We start from the raw sequence: 26,184 nt of genomic DNA on the forward strand, positions 1-26,184 counted from the left end.
GACGAACTCGCATCAGCGCCGGCGATTGGCCAGTCTCGCTACTGCGGTGACAGGAATAGTCACCCAGCTCGGCCGGTTGCGCACCTCGTAGATCGCTTCGTAGAGCGCCTTGTCGATCTCGAACGCATCGAGCAGGGCACGGTTGGCGCGCAACTCGATGCCCGAGCGTTCGGAGTAGCCGTCGAGAAACGCTTCCCTGGCCTCGTGGGCCCAGTGTGCGGCATCGTCGCGAAGCTTCTCGTCGCCGGGGTGTGACTGGGCGAATGACCCTGCGACGTAGTCGAACGATCGCAGCATGCCAGCGATGTCGCGAAGGGCCAGGTCAGGCTGGTTCCGCTCGACCATCGGGCGGAGCGGTTCCCCTTCGAAGTCGACGAGCACCCACCCGCCATCGGGTACGGCGAGCACCTGGCCCAGATGGTAGTCGCCGTGGATGCGCTGCAGCCGGGGCCACGGGCTGGCTGCAGCGACTTCGAAGAGGCGGTCGATCGCCTCGCTGTGGGCGGCCAGGGCCGGCACCTCCCGCACGGCCCCGGCGTGGCGCCGACGCATGCTCGCCAGCACGCCGGCGATGAGTTCGGGCGATGGTGCGAGCGTCGGCATGACCTCTGCGAGCGTCTCGTGAACCTCTGCCGTCGCCGAACCGAGCGCTCGTGCTTCTGTCGTGAACGATTCGCCCAACCGTGCCGATTCGAGGGCGACCCGCCACGCGTCTTCAACCTCGGGCAGGAACTCCTGTGCGAAGGCCAGATGGCCGGAGGTTCGCCCGTCGGGCATCCGGGAATCCTGCCACTGGCCCACGACGCTGCCGATCGAGGCCGGCACCTTGTCGGACCCGGCCTTGGCCAGCGCCGACTGCAGAACCACATCGGGGTTGTTGCCGTGGTGCAGCACCCGGAAGACCTTGCAGATGACGCCAGGGGCAGGCTCGCCGTCTGGCGTGGTGACGGTCATGATGATCGAGGTGTTCGACTGCTCGCCGCTCAAGACCTTCGAGGAGACGACGAGCAGTGGATGCCCGGGGGTCTGGCTCCGGCCGCTCGCCGTTGCCCGTGCAGCTCTATCGCTCGCACCGTCCGTTGCACTGGCGTCGCCTGGTGCACTGGCACCGTCTGTTGCGCTGGCGCCAGCTGTTTGGCTGAGGCCGTCTGTCGTGATCAGGGAGAGCAGAGCAGTGGCGTAGTCCAGGTCGTGGGCACCGTCATAGACGAAGGCCGGCGGGGAGGTCTGGTCGAAGACGGCAAGAGGCGGCTGGCTTTCGCCGGGCATCCGTTCGCCCCTGACGGTGAGCGGCACCTGGTAGAGCTTGCCCTGCGGGCCGCCTTCATCGAGCACGAGGGCCGTCACGAGGTGAGTACCTGAAGCCACAGCGGCACCCGGGGTGAATTCGAAGCTGCCGACCAGCCGCAGGTCCGGCTCGGTACCTTTGCCCTGGAACCAGCGTTGCGTCGGCATCCACAGGGCTAGGGCATCGACCAGCGCAACTTCGTCGACGACGCCGATCTGCGTTGTGCCCGTTTCTGCCATCAGCCCGACCCCTTACGCTCTGCGTTGCTCTTCCACCCTACGCGAGACCCAAAACGTCGAGCATCCATGCATATTCACAGGCCGTCTCCTTCCAGCGCGCATACCGGCCGCTGACACCGCCGTGACCTGCCGACATCTCTGTCTTCAGCAGGGGATTGGCTCCCGCTTCGCGCAGCCGGGCCACCCACTTGGCGGGTTCGACATAGAGCACTCGGGTGTCGTTGAGGCTTGTCATGGCGAGGATGCGCGGGTATTGTGCCCCATCGCGCACGTTCTCGTACGGCGAATACGACTTCATGTACGCGTAGACGCCCGGATCGTGGAGGGGATCGCCCCACTCATCCCATTCGATGACGGTGAGGGGCAGCGACGGGTCGAGAATCGAGGTGAGCGGGTCGACGAACGGCACCTGGGCGAGAATACCGGCAAAGAGTTCGGGTGCCTGGTTGGCGACCGCGCCCATCAGGAGTCCGCCAGCGCTGCCCCCCTGCGCCACGAGCAGGTCCGGGGTTGTCGCACCGATGTCGATGAGGTGTCGGGCGCACGCGATGAAGTCGCTGAAGGTGTTGCGTTTCGTGAGGGTCTTGCCCGATTCGTACCACCAGCGGCCGAGTTCGCCGCCGCCGCGAACGTGGGCGATGGCGAAGACGACCCCCCGGTCGAGCAGCGAGAGCCTCGCGACAGAGAACGAGGGGTCGATGCTCACCTCGTACGAGCCGTACCCATACAGGATGACCGGCTGCGCTCTGTCGTCGATGCTCCTGTCTCGTCGGTAGACCAGCGAGAGCGGCACGCGGGTTCCGTCGTCGGCCGTCGCCCATTCGCGCCGTTGGGTGTAGTCGCCGGGGTCGTAGTCACCGAGAACGGGCTGTTGTTTGAGAAGGCGCAGCTCACCGGTCGAGACGACGTAGTCGTACACCGTGGAGGGCGTGACGAACGAGGTGAAGCCGACTCGCAGGGTGGGTTGCGACCATTCGGGGTTACCGCCGGTTCCCACGGTGAACAGGGTCTCGGTGAAGGGGAGTTCGGTGAGTTCGCCGTACCCGGTGCCCGGTGTGGCGCCGAGCGCCATCACAGCGACCCGGCTCAGGGCGTCGCGGCGATACTCGACGCTGAGAAAGCCCGCGAAGGCATCGACGCCTTCGAGCCGCACGAGGGGGTCGTGGGCGAGGATGATCCGGTGACGTGACTCGTGGGTGGGATCATCCACTGCCACCTCCACCAGCTCGAAGTTGTCGCCGGTGGCATTGTGGGTGATGAGGAGCAGGTCTTCACCACCGACGACGGCGTGCTCGAGGGAGTATTCGACGCCCTCTGCGCGTGGCCAGACGACGGTGAACTCGCCGAGAGGTGTCGATGCGTCGAGAAGGCGGGATTCGCTTGTCACGCTTGATGCGGCTGCGATCTCGAGGTAGCGACGACTTCGCGTGAGGCCGACCCCCACCCAGAATCGCTCGTCGGGTTCGGTGAAGACGGCCACATCGTCGGAGGCGGCAGTGCCGACTTCGTGGCGCCAGATGGTGTCAGGGCGCCAGGAGGGGTCCACGGTCGGGTAGAACACGAAGGTCGAATCGGCGCCGAAGGTGGCACCGGGCGAGGTGTCCTCGATCGTGTCGGGCAGGTCGACGCCGGTGCTGAGGTTTCGAATGCGAAGGGTGTATCGTTCGTCGCCAACGGTGTCGATGGCGTACGCGAGGTAGCTGCCGTCTGCACTCACGTCGAAACTTCCGAGCGAATAGAAGTCGTGGCCTTCGGCCCCGGCGTTGTCGTCGAGAACGATCACTTCGCCCGGCACGGCGACTCCGGGGTCGAGCACGGGTGGATTCCAGTCCTCCGGCGAAGCGATGGGGGCCCGCGCGTGCACGCCGTACTGGCTGCCTTCGATCGTGCGGGTGTAGTACCACCACGCTCCCTGGCGCACGGGAACAGAGAGGTCGGTTTCACGGGTCCGGCGCTTGATCTCCTCGAAGATGCTCTGCTGGAGACCGGCAAGGGGAAGCATCTGGCTGTCGGTCCAGTCGTTCTCCGCACGGAGGTGGGCGAGGACCTCGGCGTTCTCTTTGTCTCGGAGCCACTCGTAGTTGTCGATCACCACATCACCGTGGTGCTCTCGTTGGTGGGCGATCTTCTGTGCAATCGGGGGAGTACCGGTGGGCATCCTTCAACCGTACTCCGCGCCGGCACGGGTCGTCGGTCGCACTCTGCCGCCTGAGCACGGGCCGGATGCGTTACCGTGAGTGACGGAAGTAGAGGTAGAAGCAAATGGCCCCTCAGATGCACATCGAGATCGAGCGGAAGTACGACGTCGATGCTGCGGCCGTCGTCCCCGATCTCACAGGCACGGGCCTGGTCGTGCGAGTGTCGCAGCCGTCGACCACGACTCTCGAAGCTGTCTACTACGACACCGCGGATCTCGCGCTCGCTTCGCAGCGCATCGTGCTGCGGCGCCGCACCGGTGGCGCAGACGAGGGCTGGCACATCAAACTGCCAGGAGACGAAGGACGCCTGGAGCTCCACTGGCCGCTGGGCGAGGACGGCCCCATTCCCGACGCGGTTCTCGACCTGGTGATGGTGCACCTTCGGAACCGCCCTGTCGCACCGGTCGCCCGGATCAGCACGACCCGAACGACGACGTGCCTGTTCGGTGCCGACGAGGTCGCCATCGCCGAAGTCTGCGATGACCTCGTTTCTGCGGGAGATGTCGCCACCGGCCAGCTGAGGGTCTGGCGTGAATGGGAGGTCGAGCTCACAGACGATGCTCCTGGGTCCCCGAAGAAGCGGGACGCCTTGCTGGATTCGATCGAGAAACAGCTCCGGGTGGCCGGGGCAAGCCCGGCTTCGAGCATCTCCAAACTCGCCCACGCGCTCGGAAAGGAGAAGCTCGGTGAGCTGGGGCCACGCTGGGTCCTGACCTCGCGGAGCACGGCCGGTGATGTACTGCGTGCCGCGATCACGTCGCTCACCGAGAGGCTCATTGCCGCGGACCCACAGGTGAGGCAGGACGAGGCCGGCGCGATCCATGAGATGCGTTCCACAGTGCGGCGTCTGCGTAGCGTGTTCGCGAGTTACCGTGCCCTTCTCCCGGCGCCGGAATCACTGTCTTTGGAAGCCGAGCTCGAAGTCCTCGGTCAGGCCCTGGGTGCAGCCCGGGACCCCCAGGTCATGCACGACCGGGCCAGGAACCTCGTGCGGTCCCAGTCGAACAAGCGGATGCACGAGGCAGTGCTTGCCCGCGTCGTGGTGCAGAAGGAGGCCGAGTACCACAGGGCGCTCGAACGACTGCACGAGCTTATGACCAGCGACCGGTACTTCAGGTTGCTTGATGCGCTGGAGCACCTCGCTACCCGTGCGACTCTGCCCAAGGCCGCGCAGCGTGCCGCGGCGCGGGCGCTTGCAGAGGGGATCGTAAGCGACTATTCCCGCGTGAAGCGGAGGATGGCCGGCGTCAACCAGGCTGCCAATGCCACGGAATGGAACCAACGGACTCACCGGGTTCGCAAGGCTGCGCGCCGCCTTCGATTCGCCGTCGAGGCGCTCAGCACGGGAGAAACCGCGATCTTCGGGGAGAAGGCCGGGAGACTCGCACGCGCAGCCGAGGGGGTACAGACGGCCTTGGGTGAATACCGCGACAGCATGCTGTTGCAGCAGCTCCTGCTCGCCAGCTCAGAATCGGCGTTTGCGGAGGGGGAGAACACCTTCGGCTATGGGCGGCTCCACGCCATCGAGCAGCAGCGTTCCGACAACGCGATCGAAGAGTACAGTCGTGCCCGCGACGAGTTCACGGCAGCCAAGAAATGGCTTCCATCGCGATCCCGATAGGCTGACAGCACACTGCAGGCGGCCGCGAGTGGGCTAGCGGCCCTCATTGACGGGGCTAGTCATGAAAAATCGCACCTCGCATTCCAGATCTCAGGCTCGTTTCGACGGTTCGGGTGCGCGTGTGCCGGAACCAGACGCCCACGGCAACGGCTCGCCGCCAGCCGATCAGACGGCGTTCCTGGAGGCGGACGACGAAGCGAACGCTGCCGCCATCACCGACAGGATCACCGATGTCCTGACCGAAGCGCTGCCCGGCAGGAGTGGAGGGGAAGGCCCGGAGGGCCCCGCCCAGACGTTCTCTCGCTCGCGGTTGCGCTCGTTCGGCTTCACGCGGAGCGATGAGGGGCAGGCCGCGTGGAACGCGGCTGCGGAATGGCCGCTCACTGTGGTATCGATCGTTTTTCTGATCGCCTACTCCTGGGACGTCATCGGCAATCTCAAGGGTGCGGCGAACATTGCCGCCGAGATCGTCATGTGGGCCGTCTGGGCGTTCTTCGTGGTCAACTACGTCGCCAACCTGGTACTCGCCCCGCGCAGGCTGCGATGGTTCTTCACGCACATTCTCGAATTCCTGATCGTGGCTCTGCCCATGCTCCGCCCGCTGCGGCTGCTCCGGCTGGTCATGCTGTGGACGGTCCTGCAGAGAACGGCCGGTACCGCCTTCCGGGGCAGGGTGGCGACCTATGTGATCGGTTCGGCAAGCCTGCTCGTGCTGATAGCTGCGCTGGGCATCCTCGATGCGGAACAGAACACGCCCGGTGCGTCGATCACGAACTTCGGAGACGCGGTGTGGTGGGCATTCGTGACGATCACGACCGTCGGATATGGCGACTATGTTCCGATCACCGGTGAGGGGCGCCTGATTGCCGTCGGCCTGATGATCGCGGGAATCGCCCTTCTGGGTGTGATCACCGCGACGCTGGCCAGTTGGCTCGTCGACCGGGTGCGCAGCGGCGAGGCGCGAGTCGAGAGCGCGAATGTCGATCACATCGATGCCCTGGCGACGCAGCTGGAAGAGCTGAGGGTGGAGCTGGCCCGATCACACGAATCGTTCGCCGAAGAGATCGCGACGCTCCGTCGGGCAAACCTTCAGAAGGGGCCGATGAGTGCTGCGCGTTTCAACTCACGTGCACAGCGGGGCGCAGCTTCACGTCTTTCTCAGCCTCGCGGAGCACTTCGCGGGTCACCGGGGCAACCTCGCCGCCGCCCGTGATGAGGAACTTGAGCATGTTCGAGAGGGGATTGCCTTCCGTCCATTCGAAGTAGATCTCGGGCACGACGCCCGTCTCGTCGCGAATGGTCAGCAGCACGACGGCAAGCGTGTTCGGGATGTTTCCGCTTCGAACTTCGAGTACGCGGTAGCCGTGTTTGGTGACACCGCGAACGACGAGGTCTTCTTCGAAGTCTGAGGAGTCGGCGGCGTAGACCTCCACGAAGATCACCCTCGCGCTGGTCGGAATGTGGCTGTCGTGCCGCTCTTCCTTGTTCTTGGCGCGGTATTCGAGCGCGCTACCGTCGTCTGGTTCGTTGGCGATGAGGTTGATGACCCCTCGATCTGCGTCGGCTCGAACGAACGCCAGGGCCGACTCATCGAGGGTCACCGAGGTCGCCCGGAGCTGGAACGACCGCTGGATGCGTGAGACGAGCGAGATTCCGAGGATCCCGACGATGAAGAGCGCGGCAATCTTCACTCCGTCCGGGCGTTCGAAGACGTTCGCCACTGTCGTGTACAGGAACACGATAGAGACGATTCCGAAGCCGATCGTACGCTTGGGCTGTTTCTGCCTGCGCGCAGAGAGCGTCACAGCAACCGAGGCCGAGGTGATGAGCACGAGCACACCGGTGGCGTAGGCGCCACCTTGAGCATCGACGCTTGCATTGAACGCGATGGTGATGATGAAGGCGATCGCCGTGAAGACGAGCACGAGTGGACGGACAGCCCGAACCCATTGGGGGGCCATCCCGTATCTCGGCAGGTACCTCGGCACGAGGTTCAGGAGCCCGGCCATCGCCGACGCCCCAGCGAACCAGAGGATGGCGATGGTGCTGATGTCGTAGAACGTACCGAACCCTGCGCCCAGGTACTCATGGGCCAGGTAGGCCAGTGCCCTGCCGTTCGCTGCCCCGCCCGCCTGGAATTCGGACTGGGGTATCAGCAGCGTGGTGACGATACTCGACGCGATGAGGAATGAACTCATGATGAGTGCTGCGGTCGTGAGCAGGCGCCAGGTTCCGCGGATTCGTCCCGTCGGATGCTCCGGGGTGTCGCTCGGAGAACCCGTGATCTGGGGCATGACGGCCACGCCGGTCTCGAAACCAGAGAGCCCGAGCGCCAGTTTGGGGAACACGATCAGTGCGATTCCGACCATGACCAAGGGGTTGCCGTGCTGGGCATTGAGGGCCGACCACCAGTCGCTGATCACCACGGTGTTCTCGAAGACATGGGCGATCGAGACGACGACCACCACCAGGTTCAGGACGAGGTAGACGGCGACCAGCACCGTTGCGATGCCGATCGCCTCTTTGAACCCGCGGATGAAGACGGCTCCGAGGAGTGCGACCAGCACGAGGGTGATGATCACCTCGTTGCCATGGAACCATGACGGGGCGAAGGGATTCTCGATGGCGTGGGCTGTTGCGTCTGCCGCTGACAGGGTGATGGTGATCATGAAATCGGTGGCGGCGAACCCGAGCAGAACGAGCACGAACAGCTTGCCGCCCCACCAGGGCAGCAGCCGCTCGAGCATGGCGATGGATCCCTCGCCCTTGAAGCTCTCCTTGGCGACACGGCGATACACCGGAAGGGCACCGAAGAGCGTGAGCAGCACGAGCACAATGGTCGCGAACGGCGAGAGGAGCCCTGCAGCCAGGGCAGCGATCGCCGGCTGGTAGCCGAGGGTTGAGAAGTAGTCGACGCCGGTCAGGCACATGACTCGCCACCAGCTGTGCGTCTTCTCGGCCTTCGCTGCGTACGAACCCTGGTATCGGCCGGACTGGTCGAGGAGACCTTGCAGCAGCCAGTACTTCACTCGCCCGTTCGGGCGCGTATCACCGTCGGTGATGACGTGGTGAGCGGTCTCGCCGATGGACTCATTCCGGGGCTCGGGCTCTGGCGCGATTGTGGGCACAGACCTACCATACGACCCGCGAGTCGGTCTGGATTCCTGTCGGGGTCAGGCTGGAGTTCGGGTGGGTCAGTGCAGGTTCCAGGCCGGAACGATGTCGAATCCGTTATCGAGGAGGCCGCGCCGGAGGAACGCCTCCAGGTCGTCTGCTGCGCCGGCAGAATACCCGACAGCACGAGGGAACTCGGCCCAGAGCAGGGATTCTGGCCGGTAGTCGATCACCCGCACTGCAACGGCGGCTTCGCGCAGCAACTCGGGCAGGTCTTCGCGGGGATCCGGCGTTCCGGAGACGGCATCCCGCTGCAGGAGGGTAGGCGGGAGCTCACTGAGGCGAGCGACCAGCGAGACCACCTCGGCCTCCGCTGTCGCTGGTGGCCCGATCAGCAGTGCGAAGTCCGGCGAGATCAGCGCCTGGCGTGCAAGCTGGGGCGCACCGCCTTCGAGCGAATCACGCGCACGCATGGCGGTTCTCGCGGCCAGGGCAGCTCCGTCTCCGGTGCCGACGACGGCAAGCAGGGCAGACGGGGCTTCCGATGCACACTGTTCCAGAGCACGGAATGCCGCCTCCTTCGCATCGCCAGCGCTCTCGCCGGTGTGGACCACCACAACCGTCAGCGACAGCCGGCGGCACAGCCTGCTTGCCAGCCACGCGCCGGTGCGTGCGCCGTGCCAGCGCAGTTCCGAACTGTCGGCGAAGTACAACACCACGGGAATCGGCCCATGTGCACCCGGAGCGAGAGAGGGGGAATACCAGCGAAGCGAGACGTGCTCGAACGGTGCCCCCAACGCGGAGTCGCGCATCTTCAGGCCCTTCACCCGATCGGAGGCGTAATGCCGGCGTACGGGGCTGAAGTGGGTGACCGCCCACCGTCGAAGACCGGGTCGGGGTTCTGGCTGGAGCGCTGCACTCATCACTGTTCACGATAGTCCCCGACAGCCGACAGCCGCCAGCGTCAGGAGCGGGACAGGCAAAAAGCCGTCAGCGGCGGTTGCGCGTCATCGCCGAGGTGTCGAGTGCCAACTGCTCGGAGTCGATGCCGCGCAGAACACTCCGCATGACCTCTTCGTCGAGTTCGCCGTTGTTGCGTTCGCGGATGATGATCGACCGACGGTGGTCGAGAAGCTCACGGCGCAGTTCGGTGAGCTCTGGTCCGGTCAACCGGGGAGCCCGCACAGTCGAGGTGTCGACCCCGGCGGAGTCGATGTCCTGTTCTTCGAGGTCGTGCTCGTCGAGCAACACCGCGACCTGGCGCTCGAACTGGCTCACCAGCGTACTCAGTGATCGGTCGAGTTCCGCGGTTCCGTAGCGGGCGGCCCACTCATCGTGATGCTCGTCGATGTAGTCCTTGGTCTCCCGAACACTCCGTTCGAAGATGCGAACTTCGTCTTCGGCATCGCGTTCTGCCTGGCCGAGGTCGGCGACGGATAGTCTTCGTATGACCCACGGCAGGCTCAACCCCTGCACGACCAGGGTGCCGATCGTCACGACGAAGGCCACGAGGTTGATGGTGTCGCGTTGCGCGACGGGCCCGGCGGCCGTCATCACGGGGACAGCAGCGGCCGCAGCAAGGGTGACGACACCCCGCATTCCCGACCACGAGATGACAGCGAGTTCCTGCCAGGAGAGTTCCGGCTCGTGCTTCGAAGCCAGGTGGCGCAGTATCGGGATCTTCTTCTGCGCGCGGGCCTGCCATCGCGCGCGGAAATAGGCGGTGTAGACGAACACCGGCCTGACGAGGATGACCACCGCGAGGACGGCGGCGGCGAGACCGATGGTCTTCGCAAGGCCCAGTGTGTTCGATGCCACGTTCTGTGTGACGGTGAATACCTGGAGGCCGATGAGTGCGAAGACGAAGCCTTCGAGCAGGAGGTCGATCGAACTCCAGACCGGCCGTTCCTGCAGTCTCGTCTCATAGCCGGTCTTCGGCGAGTTGTAACCGATGTACAGGCCTGCAGCAACGACAGCGAGAACTCCTGACCCGTGGAGCGCCTCGCCAGCGGCGTACGCACCGAAGGGAACAAGAAGACCGAGCGTTGCCGCCACCACCGAATCACTCAGTCTGACTCTCACGAACTGCACCACGACCCCGATGGTGAGCCCGACGACGACCCCGACGACGATCGCGAGCACGAAGGTGCCGATGACTCCTCCGAAGCTCAGCGCCGACCCCCCGATGATCGCAATGAAGACCCGGAAAAGTGTGAGCGCTGCGGCATCGTTGATGAGACTCTCACCCGAGAGAACGGTCATGACTCCGCGCGGGAGCCCGAGGCGTCGCCCGATTGCCGCCGCGGAGACTGCGTCGGGCGGGGCGACGATTGCCCCGAGCAGCAAGGCGCCAGGCAGGGTCAAGTCGGGGACGATCCAGTAGGCGATGAGCCCCACAACCACGGTGGTCACGATGACGAGGCCGACACCCAACCGTCTGATGTGACGAACGCTCTGGGTGAAGTTCTGGAAGGACACGTCGAGAGCTGCCGAGTAGAGCAGTGGAGGCAGCACGACGGTGAGAATGACCTCGGAGTCGATCTCCACCGGTGGGATGCCCGGAATGAACGACACACCGAGTGCAACCGCAACGACGAGCAGTGGCGCCGGCCAGCCTCGCCACCGCGCAAATGCGCTCACAGCAAGTGAACCCGCGAGGATGAGCAGAAGTTCAGGGGTGTTCATGAACACCAACCTTAGATCGGCTCAAGCGCGCGAGCCGACGGCCTGCGGAATGCTGGTTGAGCGATAGGCAGGTTCCCTCCGCGGGATGAAGAACGCCGCGACGACTCCGAGCAGGGCCACCGAAGCGGCGATGGCGAAACAGAGCTGGAATGCCCCCTGGGTGGGAATGGGACGCCCCGCCGAGATGATGACATTCGACGAGAGGATGAGGCCGAGAACCGCAGCGGCGACCGTCGAGCCGAGACTGCGCATCACCGAGTTCAGCCCATTCGCTGCGGCTGTCTCTGTGGCGGGTACAGCGTGCATGATCAGTGTGGGCATCGCGGCGTAGGCGAACCCGACCCCGAAGCCCACCGCAGTCGCCACGAAGACCGCGTGCCACACCTCGGTCATGAGGCCGATGGCAAGCGCATAGCCGACGGCGATGATGATGCCGCCGAGAACCAGGCTCGTGCGGGGACCCCGCGCAGCACTGAGGCGAGCGGCGACGGGTGACATGAAGAACATCACCAGGCCGCTGGGCATGAGGCACAGGCTGGCGATGAGCAGGCTCTGTCCGAGGCCGACACCGGTCGACGTCGGTGCCTCGAGCAGTTGGGGAAGCACTGCCGCGCTCGCGAAGAAGGCGAATCCCACGGTGATCGAGGCCAGGTTGGTGAGAAGTACAGGCCGTCGCGCCGCGATCCTCAGGTCGACGAGAGGGTTCGTCGTGCGGAGTTCGAACCAGCCCCAGAGCAGCAGGACGAGCACGCCTCCGCCGAGCATCCCGAGCGTGACGGGGCTGGTCCAACCCCATTCGCTGCCCTTCGAAACCGCAAGCAGGATGCCCACCAGACCGATCGCGAATCCGATCGCGCCGATGAAGTCGAACGACCCCCCGGTGCGGAGTGTGCTGACCGGAACGATGAGGAAGACCAGCACGAGTGCCGCGAGAGCCAACAGCCCGGCCAGCCAGAACAGGAAGTGCCAGTCGAGATTCTGGGCGATGAGGGCCGAAACCGGAAGCCCCACAGCGCCGCCGATGCCCAGGGTCGCGCTCACCAGGGCGACGGCGGCCCCGAGTCGTGCCGGGTGCAGGACATCGCGCAGGATGCTGACACCCAGGGCGATCACGCCGAGGCCGGTGCCCTGCAGAACGCGCCCGAGAATCATGACGATCACGTCGTTCGACAGCGCGGAGACGACGGAGCCGGCAAGCAGGAGCACCAGAAGGACGAGGACCATCCGCCGTTTGCCGAACATGTCGCCGAGGCGTCCGCTGATCGGTGTGGAGATGGCGGCTGCGAGCAGCGTCGCCGTCAGGATCCAGGTCGCATTCGAGGCCGTGGTGTTCAGCAGCAACGGCAGCTGCGGAGTGATCGGCGTGACCAGGGTCTGCATGAAGGCCGCAATGAGACCGGTGAAGGCGAGGGTCGCGATGATGGCCCGCTCGCTCGAGGCCTTGGTCAGGCGCCTCTTCTCACGTTCGGTCAGAACACTCGACGCGTCTTCCCTGGTGCCGTCGTCGGCGTTGTCATCGGTGCCGCTGGATGCGGCTGCGGTCGGGCGTCGGGAGTCTGGCTTCACTGTTGCACCAACGCGCTCGGGGGCTCCTGTATTCCTTAGTATGCGGCAAGTATTCTGCCTCGCTAGGGTTGCAGCATGACACGTACAGCTGATCGCCTCACTGCGCCCATCCGAACCGCACTGATCGGGTTCGGCCTGGGCGGCCGCGTCTTCCACGCACCGTTCCTTGCCGCGGATGACCGTTTCTCCCTGGACGCGATCGTGACGGGCGATCCGGAACGCCAGGCGGACGCCCGTGTGCGGTATCCGGAGGCGACCGTCATCGCGACGGTCTCCGAGTTCTTCGAACGGGCCGATGACGTCGATCTGGTCGTGATCAGCTCGCCTCCTTCGGCGCACTACACGCTGGCATCAGCGGCAATCGACGCCGGTCTCGCGATCGTGGTCGACAAACCGTTCACCGCCACCTCGGCTGAGGGCCTCGAGCTGATCACCCGGGCCGATGAGCGAGGGCTTGCGCTCACGGTCTTTCAGAACCGTCGGTGGGACGGCGACTTCCAGACCGTCTCCGATCTCGTCACGGCCGGCTCGCTCGGCGAGATCCATCGCTTCGAGTCTCGCTTCGAGTGGTGGAAGCCACAGGGCGGCCGCGCCTGGAAGGGCGAGGCAACCGTGGCGGAGGGCGGCGGTATCCTCTTCGACCTCGGCCCCCACCTCATCGACCAGGCCCTGCAACTGTTCGGGCCGGTCGCTGAGACGTATTCCGAACTTGCCGTGAGGCGCAAGGGCGGCGCGGCCGAAGACGATGTGTTCCTGGCGCTCCAGCATGAGTCCGGGGTGACAAGTCATCTGTGGATGAGCGGTCTGGCAGCCCAGAAGGGCCCCCGGTTCCGGATGCTCGGGTCGAAGGGTGCGTACACGAAGTACGGCCTCGACGGCCAGGAGCCGGCGCTGATCGCCGGTGCACTGCCGAGCGATGATGGCTTCGGGGTCGCCCCGGAGGACCAGTGGGGTGTTCTCGGCATCGAGGGTGCTGTCGCGCCCTTCGAGACGCGGCGGGGGAGCTATGCGGGGTTCTACTCCCAGCTCGCCGATGCCCTCACTACCGGGTCCCCGGTGCCGGTCGACCCGCGCGACTCGCAGGCGATCACCGAGATCATCGAGAACATCCACGCCACGACCGGCTCCCGGCGACAGAATCGGAACCAGGCACTGTGAGCGAGGCCAACACCGTGCCGACCATCGGTGTCACAGGAGCGACGGGCAACATCGGAGGCGCGGTGGCGAGATCGCTGGTTGAAGCGCGCCGGGGCAACGACGCGGGGCCCAGCCTGCGCCTCATCGTCCGCGATGCGTCACGGGCACCGGTCTTCGAGGGTTCGAACGCCGATGTGTCTGTCGTGACGGCGAGCTACGGCGATCGCGAGTCGGGCATCCGGGCGCTCGAAGGAGTCGACGTGCTGTTCATGGTCTCCGCTGCCGAATCGCCTGACCGCGTTGCTGAACACGTGCAGTTCGTGCAATCGGCACTGGAGGCGGGTGTCAGCCACATCGTCTACACCTCGTTCACGGGCGCGGGCCCCGCGGCGGGCTTCACCCTGGCGCGGGACCACGGTGCCACCGAGCGGGTGATCCAGGCCAGTGGCATCGACTTCACCTTTCTGCGCGACAACTTCTACCTTGACGTTTTGCCGCTCTGGGCCGGCGAGGACGGGGTCATCCGGGGGCCGGCCGGCGATGGATTGATTGCGGCCGTTGCGCGAGCCGACGTTGTCGATTCAGCGGTGGCCGTGCTGCTTCACCCCGAACGACACCGCAACGCCGTCTACGAACTGACGGGTGGCGAAGCGCTGACGTTCGCCGATGTGGCGCGTCGCACCTCTCTTCTGACCGGCCGGAGCCTGCGGTTCGAGAACGAGACCGTCGATGAGGCCTACGCGTCGAGGGCGCACTACGGGGCACCCGACTTCATCGTCGACGCCTGGGTGAGCACCTACACGGGTATCCGGGACGGCGAACTGGCCGCAGTCAGTGATGACGTGGTCGTGCTCACGGGTCACCCGCAGCGCACACTCGAAGACGTGCTGGCCGGGTCGGTGGCCCGATGACCGTGCCACCCGGGCCTCTCAGGTCGCTCAGATCCGACACAGAGGCCGCCGAGACCGTTGACGTCACGACCCCCAACGGCGTGCTTCGCGGGTACGTCGACGGTGATCTCCTGCGGTTCCGCGGAGTGCGGTATGCCAAGGCCAGCAGGTTCGAGCTGCCGGTAGCCGAGCATCCATGGCAGGGCGTGAGAGAAGCGCTGCACGATGGCCCGATGTGCCCCCAACCGCCCTTCGGCCTCGCTCTTCTCGCGGTGCCGAAGCCGGTGCCTCCCATGGACGAGGACTGCTTCTTCGTGACGATCACGGCGCCAGCTCCGGGCTCTGCATCAGCGCCGTCGACAGCGCCTGCGGCAGGGTCGTCCGCCATCCCGATGCAGGCGGGACAGGCGACGAAACCGGTGATGGTCTGGATCCACGGCGGGGCCTACGTCAACGGTTCGGGTTCGGGTGACATCTACGACCCGGCGAGAATCGTGCGCGACGGTGACGTCATCGTGGTCGCCATCAACTATCGACTCGGCGTCTTCGGGTACCTCGCCATCGACGGTGTTGCCCCCGCCAACCTGGGGGTGGCCGACCAACTCGAGGCCCTTCGCTGGGTGAAGGCGAACATCGCCAGTTTCGGGGGCGACCCCGGCAACATCACCGTGTTCGGGCAGTCGGCGGGAGCCGATGCGATCGCCCACCTGCTCTCGATCCCCGAGGCCGACGGGCTCTTCTCGCGGGCCATCCTGCAGAGCCCGCCGCTCGGCCTCGACCGCGAGCGGCAGAAGTTGAGCCCGCAACTGACGTCGAATGTTCTGCGCGCGCTCGGTGAAGACCCCGCCACGGCGTCGGTCGAACGGATGCTCGCCGCCCAGGTCGCGGCGATGCAGGGGCTCAGCGGAGACCGGCTGACGGCGGGTATGCCGTACGCGCCGACGCCCGGCGAGTGGCCCATCTCACTGCCCGAGCGGCGCCAGACGAGGTGGCGGGCCAGGGCAGCATCGCTCGACGTACTGATCGGCTACAACAGGGACGACTTCACCCCCTTTCTCGATGTGGTTCCCGCACTCCGGCGAGCTCGAGCGCGGCGGCTGGTCCGCCCGGCCACCGAACCCCTGTCGCGTGTGCTGACGAACCGGGTCTTCGGCGCCCCGGCGCTCGCCCTGGCGCGGCTGCTGGCCGGCGGCGGGGCCCGCGTCTACACGTATCGATTCGATTGGCGACCACGGAGCACCGCGTGGGGAGCGTGCCACTGCATCGAACTGCCGTTCTTCTGGGCCGATGAGGAGTTCTGGCGAGGCTCCCCGATGCTCGGCGGGGTCGACTGGGCAGACCTCGATGAGCTCGGCTCCCGCCTGCGCCGGGCATGGACAGCTTTCGCGCGTTCGGGAGTGCCGGTTCTCGACGGGCAAGCCGGGGCCTGGGCCGAAGTCAGCGACGAGCATCCGATCGGGGTGAAGATCACCTTCGATCCTCGGTATTCCCCGCGCTGACGGGGGTGAATCACGGTCTCATCGGCCGTACGATGAGGGAATGAGCACAGGTGCTGGAGTGACGATTCCCGACGTTGTCGATCGACTGCGCAGCACGTTCGAACGGGGCGTGACAAAACCGTACGCGTGGCGGGTCGCCCAGCTCAGGGCCCTCCGCTCCCTGCTTATCGAGGGCACGCCGGAGATCGAGGCCGCGCTGCTGGCAGACCTCCGCAAGAACCCGGCTGAGGCCCAACTCACCGAGATCGGCTTTGTCATCGCCGAGATCGACTACACGCTTGCGCGGTTGCGCCGGTGGCTGAAACCCACCCGGGTGAGCACGCCGCTGCTCATCGCGCCCTCGACGGCGAAGACCGTTCTCGAACCCGTCGGTGTCGTTCTGGTGATCTCCCCGTGGAACTACCCGGTGCAGCTGTTGCTGGTGCCGATCATCGGGGCGATCGCCGCCGGGAACGCGGTGGTCGCCAAACCCAGCGAACTCGCCCCTGCGACTTCGGCCGCCTTCGCCTCCCTGTTCCGCCGATTCCTCGACAATCGCGCGATCGCCGTGGTCGAGGGCGGCGTCGACGAGACCACGGTGCTGCTGGGCGAACGGTTCGACCACATCTTCTACACCGGCAACTCTCGTGTCGGGCGCATCGTGATGCAGGCTGCGGTCAAGAACCTCACGCCCGTGACCCTCGAACTCGGCGGAAAGTCGCCCGTCTACGTCGACGAGACCGTTGATCTGAAGGCCGTGGCCCACCGCATCGCCTGGGGCAAGTTCATGAACGCGGGCCAGACCTGCGTCGCCCCGGACTATGTTCTGGCAACTCCCCAGGTCGCCCGTGCGCTCGAGCCGTTGCTCGCCGAGGTGATCGCCGAGTTCTACGGCGATCACCCGGAACAGAGTGAGAGCTATGGGCGCGTCGTCAACGATGCCCAGTTCGGCAGGCTGACGAAGCTCATCGAGGGGGAGACCATCGTCACCGGGGGCCAGTCGGATGCCCGCACGCGCTACCTCGCACCCACTGTGCTGTCGGGCGTCAGCCGGGCCGCTCCGGTCATGCAGCAGGAGATCTTCGGTCCGATCCTGCCGATCGTCGAGGTCACCGGCCTCGCCGATGCGATCGCCTTCATCAACTCCGGCGAGAAGCCGCTCGCGCTGTACGTCTTCACTGAGTCGGCTTCGGCCCGGCGGCGCTTCATCACCCAGACCTCCTCGGGGGCCGTGGCCTTCGGGGTGCCGGCGGCGCATCTGCTCGTGCCGGGGCTGCCGTTCGGGGGAGTGGGCGAGAGCGGCATGGGGGCCTACCACGGCCAGAGGAGCGTCGAAGTGTTCAGCCACCGCAAGGCGATCCTGAGCAAGAAACTGAAGCCGGACACGTTTAACCTCGTGTATCCGCCGTTCACGCAGAAGAAAGATGCGTTCATCCGTGGTTTCCTCAGAAAACTCACGTAGTTCGAACGCTCGGCGAGTAGTGTCTTCGAGGTGCCAGAGACATACCTTTCAGCAACTGCCGCAGCATCACCCCGTGAAACCGTGAATGCAGCGACGCCTTCATCGAACACCTCCCCTTCCGTGCCGGGCTTCGGCCCGGAGAGCGGCGGCCCGACCAGGACTGAAACAGATTCGCTGGGCCAGGTCGAGATTCCCGTACACGCCTTCTGGGGCATCCACACGGCCAGGGCACTCGAGAACTTCCCGATCAGCCGCCGGCCCATCTCCGTCTACCCTGACCTCATCACTGCGCTCGTCATCGTGAAACAGGCGGCCGCCCGCGCCAACGCCGAGATCGGCGTGCTCGAACTGGAGAAGGCCCGCGTCATCGACGAGGCTTGCCAGCTCGTGCGCGATGGCGAGTTCCACGACCAGTTCGTGGTGGGCGTCATCCAGGGCGGTGCAGGGACCTCGACGAACATGAACGCGAACGAGGTGATCACGAACATCGCGCTCGAACTCATGGGCAAGGGCAAGGGCGACTACCAGTTCCTCCACCCGATCGACGACGTGAACCGCAGCCAGAGCACGAACGACGTGTACCCCACAGCGGTGAAGCTCGCCCTCTGTTTCGGGTTGCAGCGGCTGCTGGCCGAGCACGAGTTGCTCCGGGACTCGTTCGGGCGCAAGGGCGTCGAGTTCAATGATGTGCTGAAGATCGGCAGGACCCAGCTGCAGGATGCTGTGCCGATGACTCTCGGGCAGGAGTTCCATGGCTTCGCCACGACCCTCACCGAAGACAACCAGCGCCTGGCAGAGACGGTACCGCTGCTCTGGGAGATCAACCTCGGTGCAACGGCAATCGGAACCGGCATCACCGCTGATCCCCGGTACGCCGATGCGGTGCGCAGGCATCTGCGCGAACTCACCGGATTTGCTCACGTGACCGCTCCCGACCTCATCGAGGCCACCAGCGACGCAGGCGTGTTCATGCAGCTCTCGGGCATCCTGAAACGATCGGCCATCAAGCTCAGCAAGATCTGCAACGACCTGCGCCTGCTCTCGAGTGGCCCGCAGGCCGGCTTCGGCGAGATCAACCTGCCCGCACGTCAGGCGGGTTCGAGCATCATGCCCGGCAAGGTCAACCCGGTCATCCCCGAGGTGATCAACCAGATCGCGTTCTCGGTCGCCGGGGCCGACGTCACCGTCACCATGGCCGCTGAAGGTGGCCAACTGCAGCTGAACGCCTTCGAGCCCGTCATCGCCCACTCGCTCCTGCAGAGCATCTCGTGGATGACCGCCGGTTGCACCACGCTGCGAGTGAACTGCATCGACGGCATCTCGGCCAACCTCGACCGGCTCGACCGGCTCGTCTCCACCTCGGTGGGGGTCGTGACTGCCCTGACTCCCTACATCGGCTACTCGGCGTCGTCTGCCCTGGCGAAGGCGGCCCTGCTGACGGGGCGCAACATTGCCGACCTGGTCGTCGAGGCGAACCTCATGACCAGGGAACGCGTGACGAAACTCCTTTCTCCTGCGCGCCTGTCGGGTCTCGAGACGATCACCTCGGCGATTCCCGTCATTTCTGCCGATGCAGAAGCCCTGAGTGATGCCGCGCAGACGGGTGCGGTTCAGGCGGCAGTGACGAACGCAGGGGCTTCAGCGGGGGATTCGGTCAGCGATCGCCAGGTGCGTGTCGACGCAGCAGGGTTGCCCGCTCGCGAATAGCGCGGCCGTCCCTCAGGTCTCGGTCGAGCCGGCGGGCCAGAATGAGGTTTCGCCGGTTGTCCCGCAGCGGGAGCTGAATGGATTCCTCTGCTTCGATGCCACGAAGCAATTGCCGGGCGCGCGTCAGTTCTGCGTCGACTTCGGCGCCGACCACCAGAACGAGGTTCGAGAGGAAGAGCCAGATCAGGGTGATGATCGCCCCGCCGAGCAGCCCGTAGAAGCGGTCGTAGCCAGAGAATCCGGTGATGTAGATCGAATACCCGATGGTCATGGCCGCAAGGCCCACGATTGCGAAGCTTGCACCGACAGTGAGCCATCGCACACGCGGCCGTTTCAGATTGGGTGTGTCGTAATAGAGAACCATCACCGTGAACACGGCCAGCAACACCAGCAGAGGCCATTTCGCGATGCTCCAGAGGTCGACGGCCACAAGCGGCCATCCCAGCGTGGAGACAAGAGTGAGTGCCGCGTCGGGGGTGACGACCACGATCACGCCGAGCGCACCCAGGAGCACGATGAGCGCGAGCGATTCGACCAGCATCAGCAGCCTGAGCTTGACGAACCGGCGACCCTCGTGCACGTCGTAGATGGCGTTCACGGCCCGCCCGAACGCCGTCGCATAACTCGCACCGGCCCACAGCGTGAGCGAGAGCCCGATCACCAGCGCCACAACGGGGTTCGGGATGCGCGTGAACTGCGTCAGGGCGAGTCTGGTCGATTCGACGCTCCCTTTCGGAATGTAGCTGTCGAGCACGGTGAGAATGACCCGCACGGCGTCTCCCTGCGGGTCGAGCAGGCCGACGATCGAAACGAGAGCAAGCGTCGCGGGGAAGAGCGCGAGCGTGGAGAAGAACGTGAGGGCGGCGCCGGAGTCGAGCCCGCGGTGAATGAAGAAGCCGTGGTAGGCCCGGCGCAGAGCATAGCGAACGGCCGTACGATCGAGGTGCCGGTGCTCGGCTGTCGCTCCTCGTTCACTTTCGGTCACTCATCAACTGTATGGGGCGTGAACCAGTGGTCGGGTGTGCCACTACGGTTCGGCTCGGGCCCGGCAGCCCTACCATGGTGGCATGGCACCACAGACAATGGAGTTTCTCGCTCGGCTTCGGGGTGCGCTCGGCACAGCCGTTTCGACAGCCCCGAACGAGCTGGCGGATGCACGCACAGACCGTTCCGGGTATCTCTCTCCGGGCGTTCCGGTCGCCATCGTCACGGCACGATCGATCGACGACGTCCAGGTCGCCCTGCGGCTCGCGTCGGAGTTCCTGATCCCCATCGTTCCGAGAGGCGCCGGCAGCGGGCTGGCGGGCGGGGCCACGGCGACCGAGGGGGCGCTGGTGATCTCCACCACCGCCATGAACAGGATTCTCGAGATCTCGTTGGCCGATGAGCTGGCCGTCGTCGAACCCGGGGTCCTGAACCAGCAGCTGAGCGACCAGGTGCTGGACGACGGCTACATCTTCTCCCCCGACCCTGCAAGCAAGGCCATCTCGACCATAGGAGGGAACATCGCCACCAACGCCGGCGGACTCCTCTGCGCGAAGTACGGTGTGACCCGGGATGCGGTACTCGGGCTGAAGGTGGTACTCGCAGACGGCCGTCTGATCTCGACCGGTCATCGCAGTGTCAAGGGTGTGACCGGGCTAGACCTGACTGCCCTGCTCACGGGTTCGGAGGGCACCCTCGGAATCATCGTTGAGGCGACCGTGCGACTCCGGCCGATTCCGGCGGGTGTGAGCGTGACGATCGGCACCTTCTTCGAATCAGTGACGGCTGCCGCAGCCGCCTCTGCAGCGATCACCGCGACCCGGCTGAAACCCGCCGTCATGGAGCTGATGGATGCCGAATCACTGCTCGCCGTCGACGCGCTGAACGGCACCGACCTTCGCAGCCGGGGAGCTGCCTACCTTCTCATCCAGACCGACGGCCCGGCCGCAGCAGACGAAGCCAACCACATCGTCGCCCTGACGCGCCTGCTCGGCGGTCAGTCTGAACTGTCGACCGACCCCACAGAGGGTGAACGACTCCTCGCCATCAGGCGGAGTTTTCACCCTGCCCTCGAGGCCCGCGGCTCCGTGCTCATCGAGGACGTCTGTGTTCCCCGCTCGGCACTTGCAGCCATGTTCGCTGAGATCGAGCTGATCGGTCTGCGCCACGGATTGCGCATTGCGACGATTGCCCACGCCGGAGACGGCAATCTCCACCCGAACTTCGTTCTCGAACCGGGCGTCAGTGTTGTGCCGGACGCGGTGTGGCTGGCGGCAGGAGAACTCTTCGAAGCGGCCCTGAACCTCGGCGGCACGCTGACAGGCGAACACGGCGTCGGGGTCCTGAAGAGACGCTGGCTCGGGGCAGAGCTCGGTTCTGACAGCTACGAACTGCAGCGGCAGATCAAGGCCGTCTTCGACCCTCTCGGAATCATGAATCCCGGAAAGGTGTTCTGAGCCCTCGGATCAGGGGCACGCAGCCCACAAGCTGACTGGCAGGGTGACTCCGTTGACCCATCTCGGGGCGGCCGTGCCCATCCGCCGGGATAGAATGGTCTGCCGGATTTTTGAGGGGTACTGACGTGGTTTCATCTGAGCTCGACCTGGAACGTGAATACGTTTCCCGCCTGTACGAACGACTCGATGAACTGCGAATGGATGCTCGGCGCCAGCTCGAGCGTGTGCACCGCCAAGACGTGGGCGGCAATCACCAGAGTCGCTCCGAACGTGATGCCTTCGCGAGAATCTTCGAAGACCGCATCGTCGCCCTGAACGAGGTCGACGAGCGCCTGGCCTTCGGCAGGCTCGAACTTGCGGCATCAGATGTACCGGCGGACGAGAGCTCCGCCGCAGATCCCGGAGAGACCGACACCGACCGAGATGTCTCCGACGGCTCGGATTCCGTCTTCCGCTACATCGGGCGCATCGGCCTGCGCGATGAGAACCTGAGGCCGATCCTGCTCGACTGGCGCGTTCCGCAGGCAGGCCCGTTCTACCAGGCGACAGCAGCGACACCGATGGGAATCCGGGCGCGCAGGCACCTGCTCAGCAAGGGCAGGAAGATCGTCAGGATCGAAGACGAGGTGTTCGACAGCGCAGACCTCAGCACAGAGGAGGTCAACGCGCTGCAGGGCGAAGGCGCCCTCATGGCATCGCTCTCGACAGAGCGCACCGGGCGCATGCACGACATCGTCGCCACGATCCAGGCCGAACAGGATCGCATCATCCGTTCTGATCTGGCCGGCATTCTGGTCGTGCAGGGTGGCCCCGGCACCGGCAAGACGGCCGTGGCCCTGCACCGGGCAGCGTACCTGCTCTACTCCTTCCGTGACCGTCTGAAGTCGTCTGGTGTGCTCGTCGTCGGGCCGTCGAGGGCGTTCCTGCAGTACATCGAGGCGGTGTTGCCGAGCCTCGGTGAAACCGGCGTGGTGCTGGCCAGCGTCGGTCAGCTGTACCCAGGCGTCGAGACCAGCATCGAAGACATCGCAGAGGTTGCCGTCGTCAAGGGTCACACCGAGATGGCCGCACTCATCGACCGTGCCATCAAATCCCGTCAGAAGGTGCCGGCCGAGCCGGTGCAACTCGATGTCAACGGCGAACCGCTGACGCTCGAGCCGCACGTGATCGCGAACGCCATCACGCGGGCCAGGGAGAGCCGCAAGCCCTACAACGAGGCTCGCGTGACGTTCGTGAAGACCGCCCTCGCCGAGCTGACGCGGGCCCTCGCCGCGCAATTGCGTTCGCACGGCAACACCGTCGACGAAGACGACTACGGCATGCTGCGCGAAGACCTCCGATCGGCCTACGACGTGAAGGTCGCCCTCAACACTGCGTGGATCCCGCTTTCCCCGCAGAAGCTCCTTCAGGACCTCTACGCCAGGCCGCAGTGGCTCGCCGAACTGGCTCCGAACTGGAGCCCCGAGAAGCGCGCGCTGCTCAGGCGAGAGCGCGACGCGCCCTTCACCATCTCCGACATTCCCCTGCTCGACGAAGCGGCCGAGCACCTCGGCGAGCACAGCGAACGCTCCGCGGCCATCGAGCGCGAGGCGAAACAACAACGCAAGAGAGACGTCGAGAACGCCGAGAACGCCATCCGGAACATGGATGTGGAGGGGCTGGTACGCGCCGAAGACCTGGCCGACAACTTCGCCGAGCAGGCCTCGAGGGGCACCACCGCAGAGCGGGCGGCAGGCGACCGCACCTGGACCTATGGGCACATCGTCGTCGACGAGGCGCAGGAACTCTCACCCATGCAGTGGCGCCTCCTCCGCAGGCGCGGCCCGATGCGCTCTTTCACCATTGTCGGCGACATCGCCCAGGCCAGTGCGGCCGCGGGCGCACGCAGCTGGCAGGAGGCTGTCGCGCCGTTGGTCGGACGCCAGGCCCACGGAGAGGGGTGGCGACTCGAAGAACTCACGGTGAACTACCGAACCCCCGCCCAGATCGCCGCGGCAGCGCAGCAGATGGCCGAGGAACAGCGACTGCCGGTGACCCGGTCGACCTCCGTGCGCGAAAGTGAATGGCCGATCGTCGTCATCCGGGCATCCGATGACCGATTCGGCCCCGACCCCACTGCCGCGTTCGCCCATGCCCTGGGTGAGGCGGTCGCCGCCGACAGGATGATCGACCCTCGTGGCACGATCGGCGTGATCGTCACGCCCGACGGCCTTGCGGGGGCGTACGCCGCACTTGCAGAGGCGCTTCCCGGCGAGGTCGGCCAAGGCGCTGCCGGACTTCTGCTGCCGGTGACGGTCATGACGCCTCAGGAGGCCAAGGGGCTCGAGTTCGATTCCGTCGTCATCGGCGACCGCGAAGCCATTCTGAACCGCCTGCCACGCGGAGCAGGTGCGCTCTATGTGTCGATGACCAGGCCGACGCAGCGCCTGACTTTCGTCGACCGGTTTTGACGTGCGCGTGCCCGACGCGGTTGGATAGAGCCATGACAGATCTCAATTCCAAGCCTGAACTCGACTTCCCCGAGGGCCCTGCCCCCGAAACCCTCGAAATCGTGGACATCGTGGTCGGCGACGGCCCCGAGGCCGCAGCCGGTTCGACCGTCGACGTGCACTACCTCGGTGTCGACTACGAATCCGGGGACGAGTTCGACTCGTCGTGGAGCCGTGGCACCTCGATCAATTTTCCGCTCCGCCAGCTCATTGCCGGGTGGCAGCAGGGCATTCCCGGCATGAAGGTCGGCGGCCGTCGCAAGCTGACCGTGCCGCCGCAGCTGGCGTACGGTGCTGCCGGCAGCGGGCACCAGCTCTCCGGTCGCACCCTCATCTTCGTGATCGACCTCCTCGGCGTCAGCTGACCAGCGCCGCTGGTTGAGTAGCGCCCGCGCCGCTGGTTGAGTAGCAGGCGAAGCCCGCGTATCGAAACCCAGAACCCGTTGTCCGAGCCATCTGGCTCAGGGCAGCGGGTTCTGTGCGTCGTAGCCCCGGAAGCCGGCACTTGCCCTCACGAGCACGGTCACCAGCACCATGATCACGATTCCGCCCAGCAGGGGCGGGAACCACACCGCCGCCACAGCTGCGAGGACCCCGATGTAGGCGTCGCCGATCCGTGGGCCCCCGGTCACCACGACGGTGAAGACACCCTGGATCCTGCCGCGCATGCTGTCGGGCACGGCCGACTGGAGAATCGTGGTCCGGAAGATAGCACTCACGTTGTCGGCGGCTCCCGCCCCCGCAAGAAAGACCGCGGCGAGCACGAGTGCTCCCACATTCGCATCAGTGATGGACTCGGTGATGGAGTGCATGCCGGGTTTCGGAGCGCCCAATGACGTGAAGAGAAGCACAACACCGAAAGCGGCGATGAAGGCGCCGTAGACCGCAATGGCACGCTGCACCGCACGCCCCTGCCAGCGCACATGCCCGAGGCGGCCGGACATCACGCTGCACAGCAACGCCCCAATGGCACCCGCCGCCGTCAGGATTCCGACCGTGATGGCGCCGCCGCCGATGAGCACGGCACCGACCGCCGGGAACAGCACCCGTGGCTGGCCGAAGGTCATCGCGACGATGTCGACGATGAACGACATACGCACGTTCGGGGCGCTCTTCAAGAAGTGGAGCCCATCCGCCACGGCGGAGAATCCCGCGCGGCCGGTACTGCCCTCCGGCACGATTCTCGGCAGAGAGAAGATGCCCACGAAAGCGGCAACGAAGAGAACTACATCGACGGTGTACGTCCACTGGATGCCGGCGGTGGCCACCAGGATTCCGGCAAGAGCCGGGCCGACGGTCACCATTGTGCCGATGCTGATCCCGTTGAGGGCAGAAGCTGCCGGCAGCAGTTCCTTGGGCAGCAGGCGCGGAACGATCGAGGCGCGGGTGGCGCTGATGACGGTAGCAGCCACCGAGATGATGGTGGCGAGAAGATAGAACGGCCAGACCGTGTCGACCTGCAGCCAGGCGAGCGTGGCAAGGCTCACTGTCGACAACCAGGCAACGATGGCCGAGATGAGAGCCACCCGGCGCCGGTCGAAGGTGTCGGCGAGAACACCACCGTAGAGCCCGAAGACGATCATCGGCACGAGTGCGAACACGCCGACCAGCGAGACGGCGAAGGTGGACTGCGTGATGCTGTAGATGTGCAGTCCCACGGCGACGATCGTCATCTGGCCACCGATGCCTGAGATCGCGCCCCCCACCCAGAGGCGCGCGAAGGCAGGGCTCCGGCGCAAAGGCGTCAGATCGACGAATCGGCTTCTGCGCGTCAGTGGCTCTGCGCTGTGTACGGAGTCCACCCCACTCGGTTCGTCGCTCCGGAGGGCATCGTCGCGTTGGAGGGGATCATCCAGATCGCGATTGTCG

At 65.6% G+C, this 26,184-nt stretch carries 18 protein-coding genes; 10 read left to right on the forward strand and 8 right to left on the reverse strand.

Annotated features, from left to right (window positions below; all coding sequences use genetic code 11):
• Positions 1-12 precede the first annotated feature (12 nt).
• The gene (locus JOE66_RS08145) at positions 13-1,527 is read right to left on the reverse strand and encodes a maltokinase N-terminal cap-like domain-containing protein (protein ID WP_205108391.1); all 1,515 of its coding nucleotides are present in this window, start codon (positions 1,525-1,527) and stop codon (positions 13-15) included.
• A gap of 37 nt (positions 1,528-1,564) precedes the next feature.
• The gene (locus tag JOE66_RS08150; RefSeq protein WP_205108393.1) at positions 1,565-3,685 is read right to left on the reverse strand and encodes a S9 family peptidase; all 2,121 of its coding nucleotides are present in this window, start codon (positions 3,683-3,685) and stop codon (positions 1,565-1,567) included.
• Positions 3,686-3,789: 104 nt separating this feature from the next.
• Here JOE66_RS08150 and JOE66_RS08155 point away from each other — a divergent pair, with 104 nt between their 5' ends.
• A complete protein-coding gene (locus JOE66_RS08155) occupies positions 3,790-5,346 on the forward strand; it encodes a CYTH and CHAD domain-containing protein (protein WP_205108395.1) in 1,557 nt (518 codons plus the stop codon).
• Positions 5,347-5,467: 121 nt separating this feature from the next.
• Positions 5,468-6,559 carry a potassium channel family protein gene (locus tag JOE66_RS08160; protein ID WP_307827116.1) on the forward strand — a complete coding sequence of 364 codons (1,092 nt, stop codon included), beginning with the start codon at positions 5,468-5,470 and terminating at the stop codon, positions 6,557-6,559.
• On the opposite strand, the gene JOE66_RS08165 is transcribed toward JOE66_RS08160, so the two are convergent.
• The 4 genes from JOE66_RS08165 to JOE66_RS08180 form a co-directional block, all read right to left on the reverse strand.
• Complete coding sequence (locus JOE66_RS08165; RefSeq protein ID WP_239518623.1) at positions 6,465-8,276, reverse strand: APC family permease; 1,812 nt, start codon at positions 8,274-8,276, stop codon at positions 6,465-6,467. The two genes, JOE66_RS08160 and JOE66_RS08165, sit on opposite strands and share 95 nt — an antisense overlap.
• Positions 8,277-8,540: 264 nt before the next feature.
• Positions 8,541-9,383 (reverse strand): alpha/beta hydrolase, encoded by an 843-nt coding sequence (locus JOE66_RS08170; protein WP_205108399.1) that lies wholly within the window; start codon positions 9,381-9,383, stop codon positions 8,541-8,543.
• A gap of 67 nt (positions 9,384-9,450) precedes the next feature.
• On the reverse strand, positions 9,451-11,145 hold the full coding sequence (locus JOE66_RS08175; protein ID WP_205108401.1) for a cation:proton antiporter: 1,695 nt from the start codon (positions 11,143-11,145) through the stop codon (positions 9,451-9,453).
• A 21-nt stretch (positions 11,146-11,166) separates the two neighbouring features.
• Complete coding sequence (locus JOE66_RS08180; protein WP_307827117.1) at positions 11,167-12,711, reverse strand: MFS transporter; 1,545 nt, start codon at positions 12,709-12,711, stop codon at positions 11,167-11,169.
• A 75-nt stretch (positions 12,712-12,786) separates the two neighbouring features.
• Between JOE66_RS08180 and JOE66_RS08185 the strand changes: the two genes are divergently transcribed.
• The 5 genes from JOE66_RS08185 (at position 12,787) to JOE66_RS08205 (ending at position 19,385) form a co-directional block, all read left to right on the forward strand.
• Entirely contained in the window at positions 12,787-13,869 is a 1,083-nt protein-coding gene (locus tag JOE66_RS08185) for a Gfo/Idh/MocA family protein (protein WP_205108403.1), read from the forward strand.
• Positions 13,866-14,759 (forward strand): SDR family oxidoreductase, encoded by an 894-nt coding sequence (locus JOE66_RS08190; RefSeq protein ID WP_205108405.1) that lies wholly within the window; start codon positions 13,866-13,868, stop codon positions 14,757-14,759. The genes JOE66_RS08185 and JOE66_RS08190 overlap by 4 nt, the downstream gene beginning before the upstream one ends.
• The gene (locus tag JOE66_RS08195) at positions 14,756-16,237 is read left to right on the forward strand and encodes a carboxylesterase family protein (protein WP_205108407.1); all 1,482 of its coding nucleotides are present in this window, start codon (positions 14,756-14,758) and stop codon (positions 16,235-16,237) included. Before JOE66_RS08190 ends, JOE66_RS08195 begins: the two co-directional genes overlap by 4 nt.
• A gap of 40 nt (positions 16,238-16,277) precedes the next feature.
• Complete coding sequence (locus JOE66_RS08200; protein WP_205108409.1) at positions 16,278-17,678, forward strand: aldehyde dehydrogenase family protein; 1,401 nt, start codon at positions 16,278-16,280, stop codon at positions 17,676-17,678.
• A gap of 120 nt (positions 17,679-17,798) precedes the next feature.
• Complete coding sequence (locus tag JOE66_RS08205; RefSeq protein WP_205111773.1) at positions 17,799-19,385, forward strand: aspartate ammonia-lyase; 1,587 nt, start codon at positions 17,799-17,801, stop codon at positions 19,383-19,385.
• On the opposite strand, the gene JOE66_RS08210 is transcribed toward JOE66_RS08205, so the two are convergent.
• Positions 19,333-20,370 carry a YihY/virulence factor BrkB family protein gene (locus JOE66_RS08210; protein ID WP_205108411.1) on the reverse strand — a complete coding sequence of 346 codons (1,038 nt, stop codon included), beginning with the start codon at positions 20,368-20,370 and terminating at the stop codon, positions 19,333-19,335. The genes JOE66_RS08205 and JOE66_RS08210 overlap by 53 nt on opposite strands.
• A gap of 82 nt (positions 20,371-20,452) precedes the next feature.
• On the opposite strand from JOE66_RS08210, the gene JOE66_RS08215 reads away from it, so the two are divergent.
• The 3 genes from JOE66_RS08215 (at position 20,453) to JOE66_RS08225 (ending at position 24,680) form a co-directional block, all read left to right on the forward strand.
• Positions 20,453-21,826, forward strand: coding sequence for an FAD-binding oxidoreductase (locus tag JOE66_RS08215; RefSeq protein WP_239518257.1), 1,374 nt, complete (start codon positions 20,453-20,455; stop codon positions 21,824-21,826).
• Positions 21,827-21,951: 125 nt separating this feature from the next.
• Positions 21,952-24,276, forward strand: a complete 2,325-nt coding sequence (locus tag JOE66_RS08220) for a UvrD-helicase domain-containing protein (RefSeq protein WP_307827118.1) — start codon at positions 21,952-21,954, stop codon at positions 24,274-24,276.
• A 32-nt stretch (positions 24,277-24,308) separates the two neighbouring features.
• Complete coding sequence (locus tag JOE66_RS08225; RefSeq protein ID WP_205108413.1) at positions 24,309-24,680, forward strand: FKBP-type peptidyl-prolyl cis-trans isomerase; 372 nt, start codon at positions 24,309-24,311, stop codon at positions 24,678-24,680.
• 96 nt (positions 24,681-24,776) lie between these two features.
• Here JOE66_RS08225 and JOE66_RS08230 read toward each other — a convergent pair whose 3' ends face one another.
• On the reverse strand, positions 24,777-26,117 hold the full coding sequence (locus tag JOE66_RS08230) for an MFS transporter (RefSeq protein WP_372435510.1): 1,341 nt from the start codon (positions 26,115-26,117) through the stop codon (positions 24,777-24,779).
• Positions 26,118-26,184 lie beyond the last annotated feature (67 nt).

This window comes from Subtercola frigoramans, from assembly GCF_016907385.1.
Classification (GTDB): Bacteria; Actinomycetota; Actinomycetes; order Actinomycetales; family Microbacteriaceae; genus Subtercola; species Subtercola frigoramans.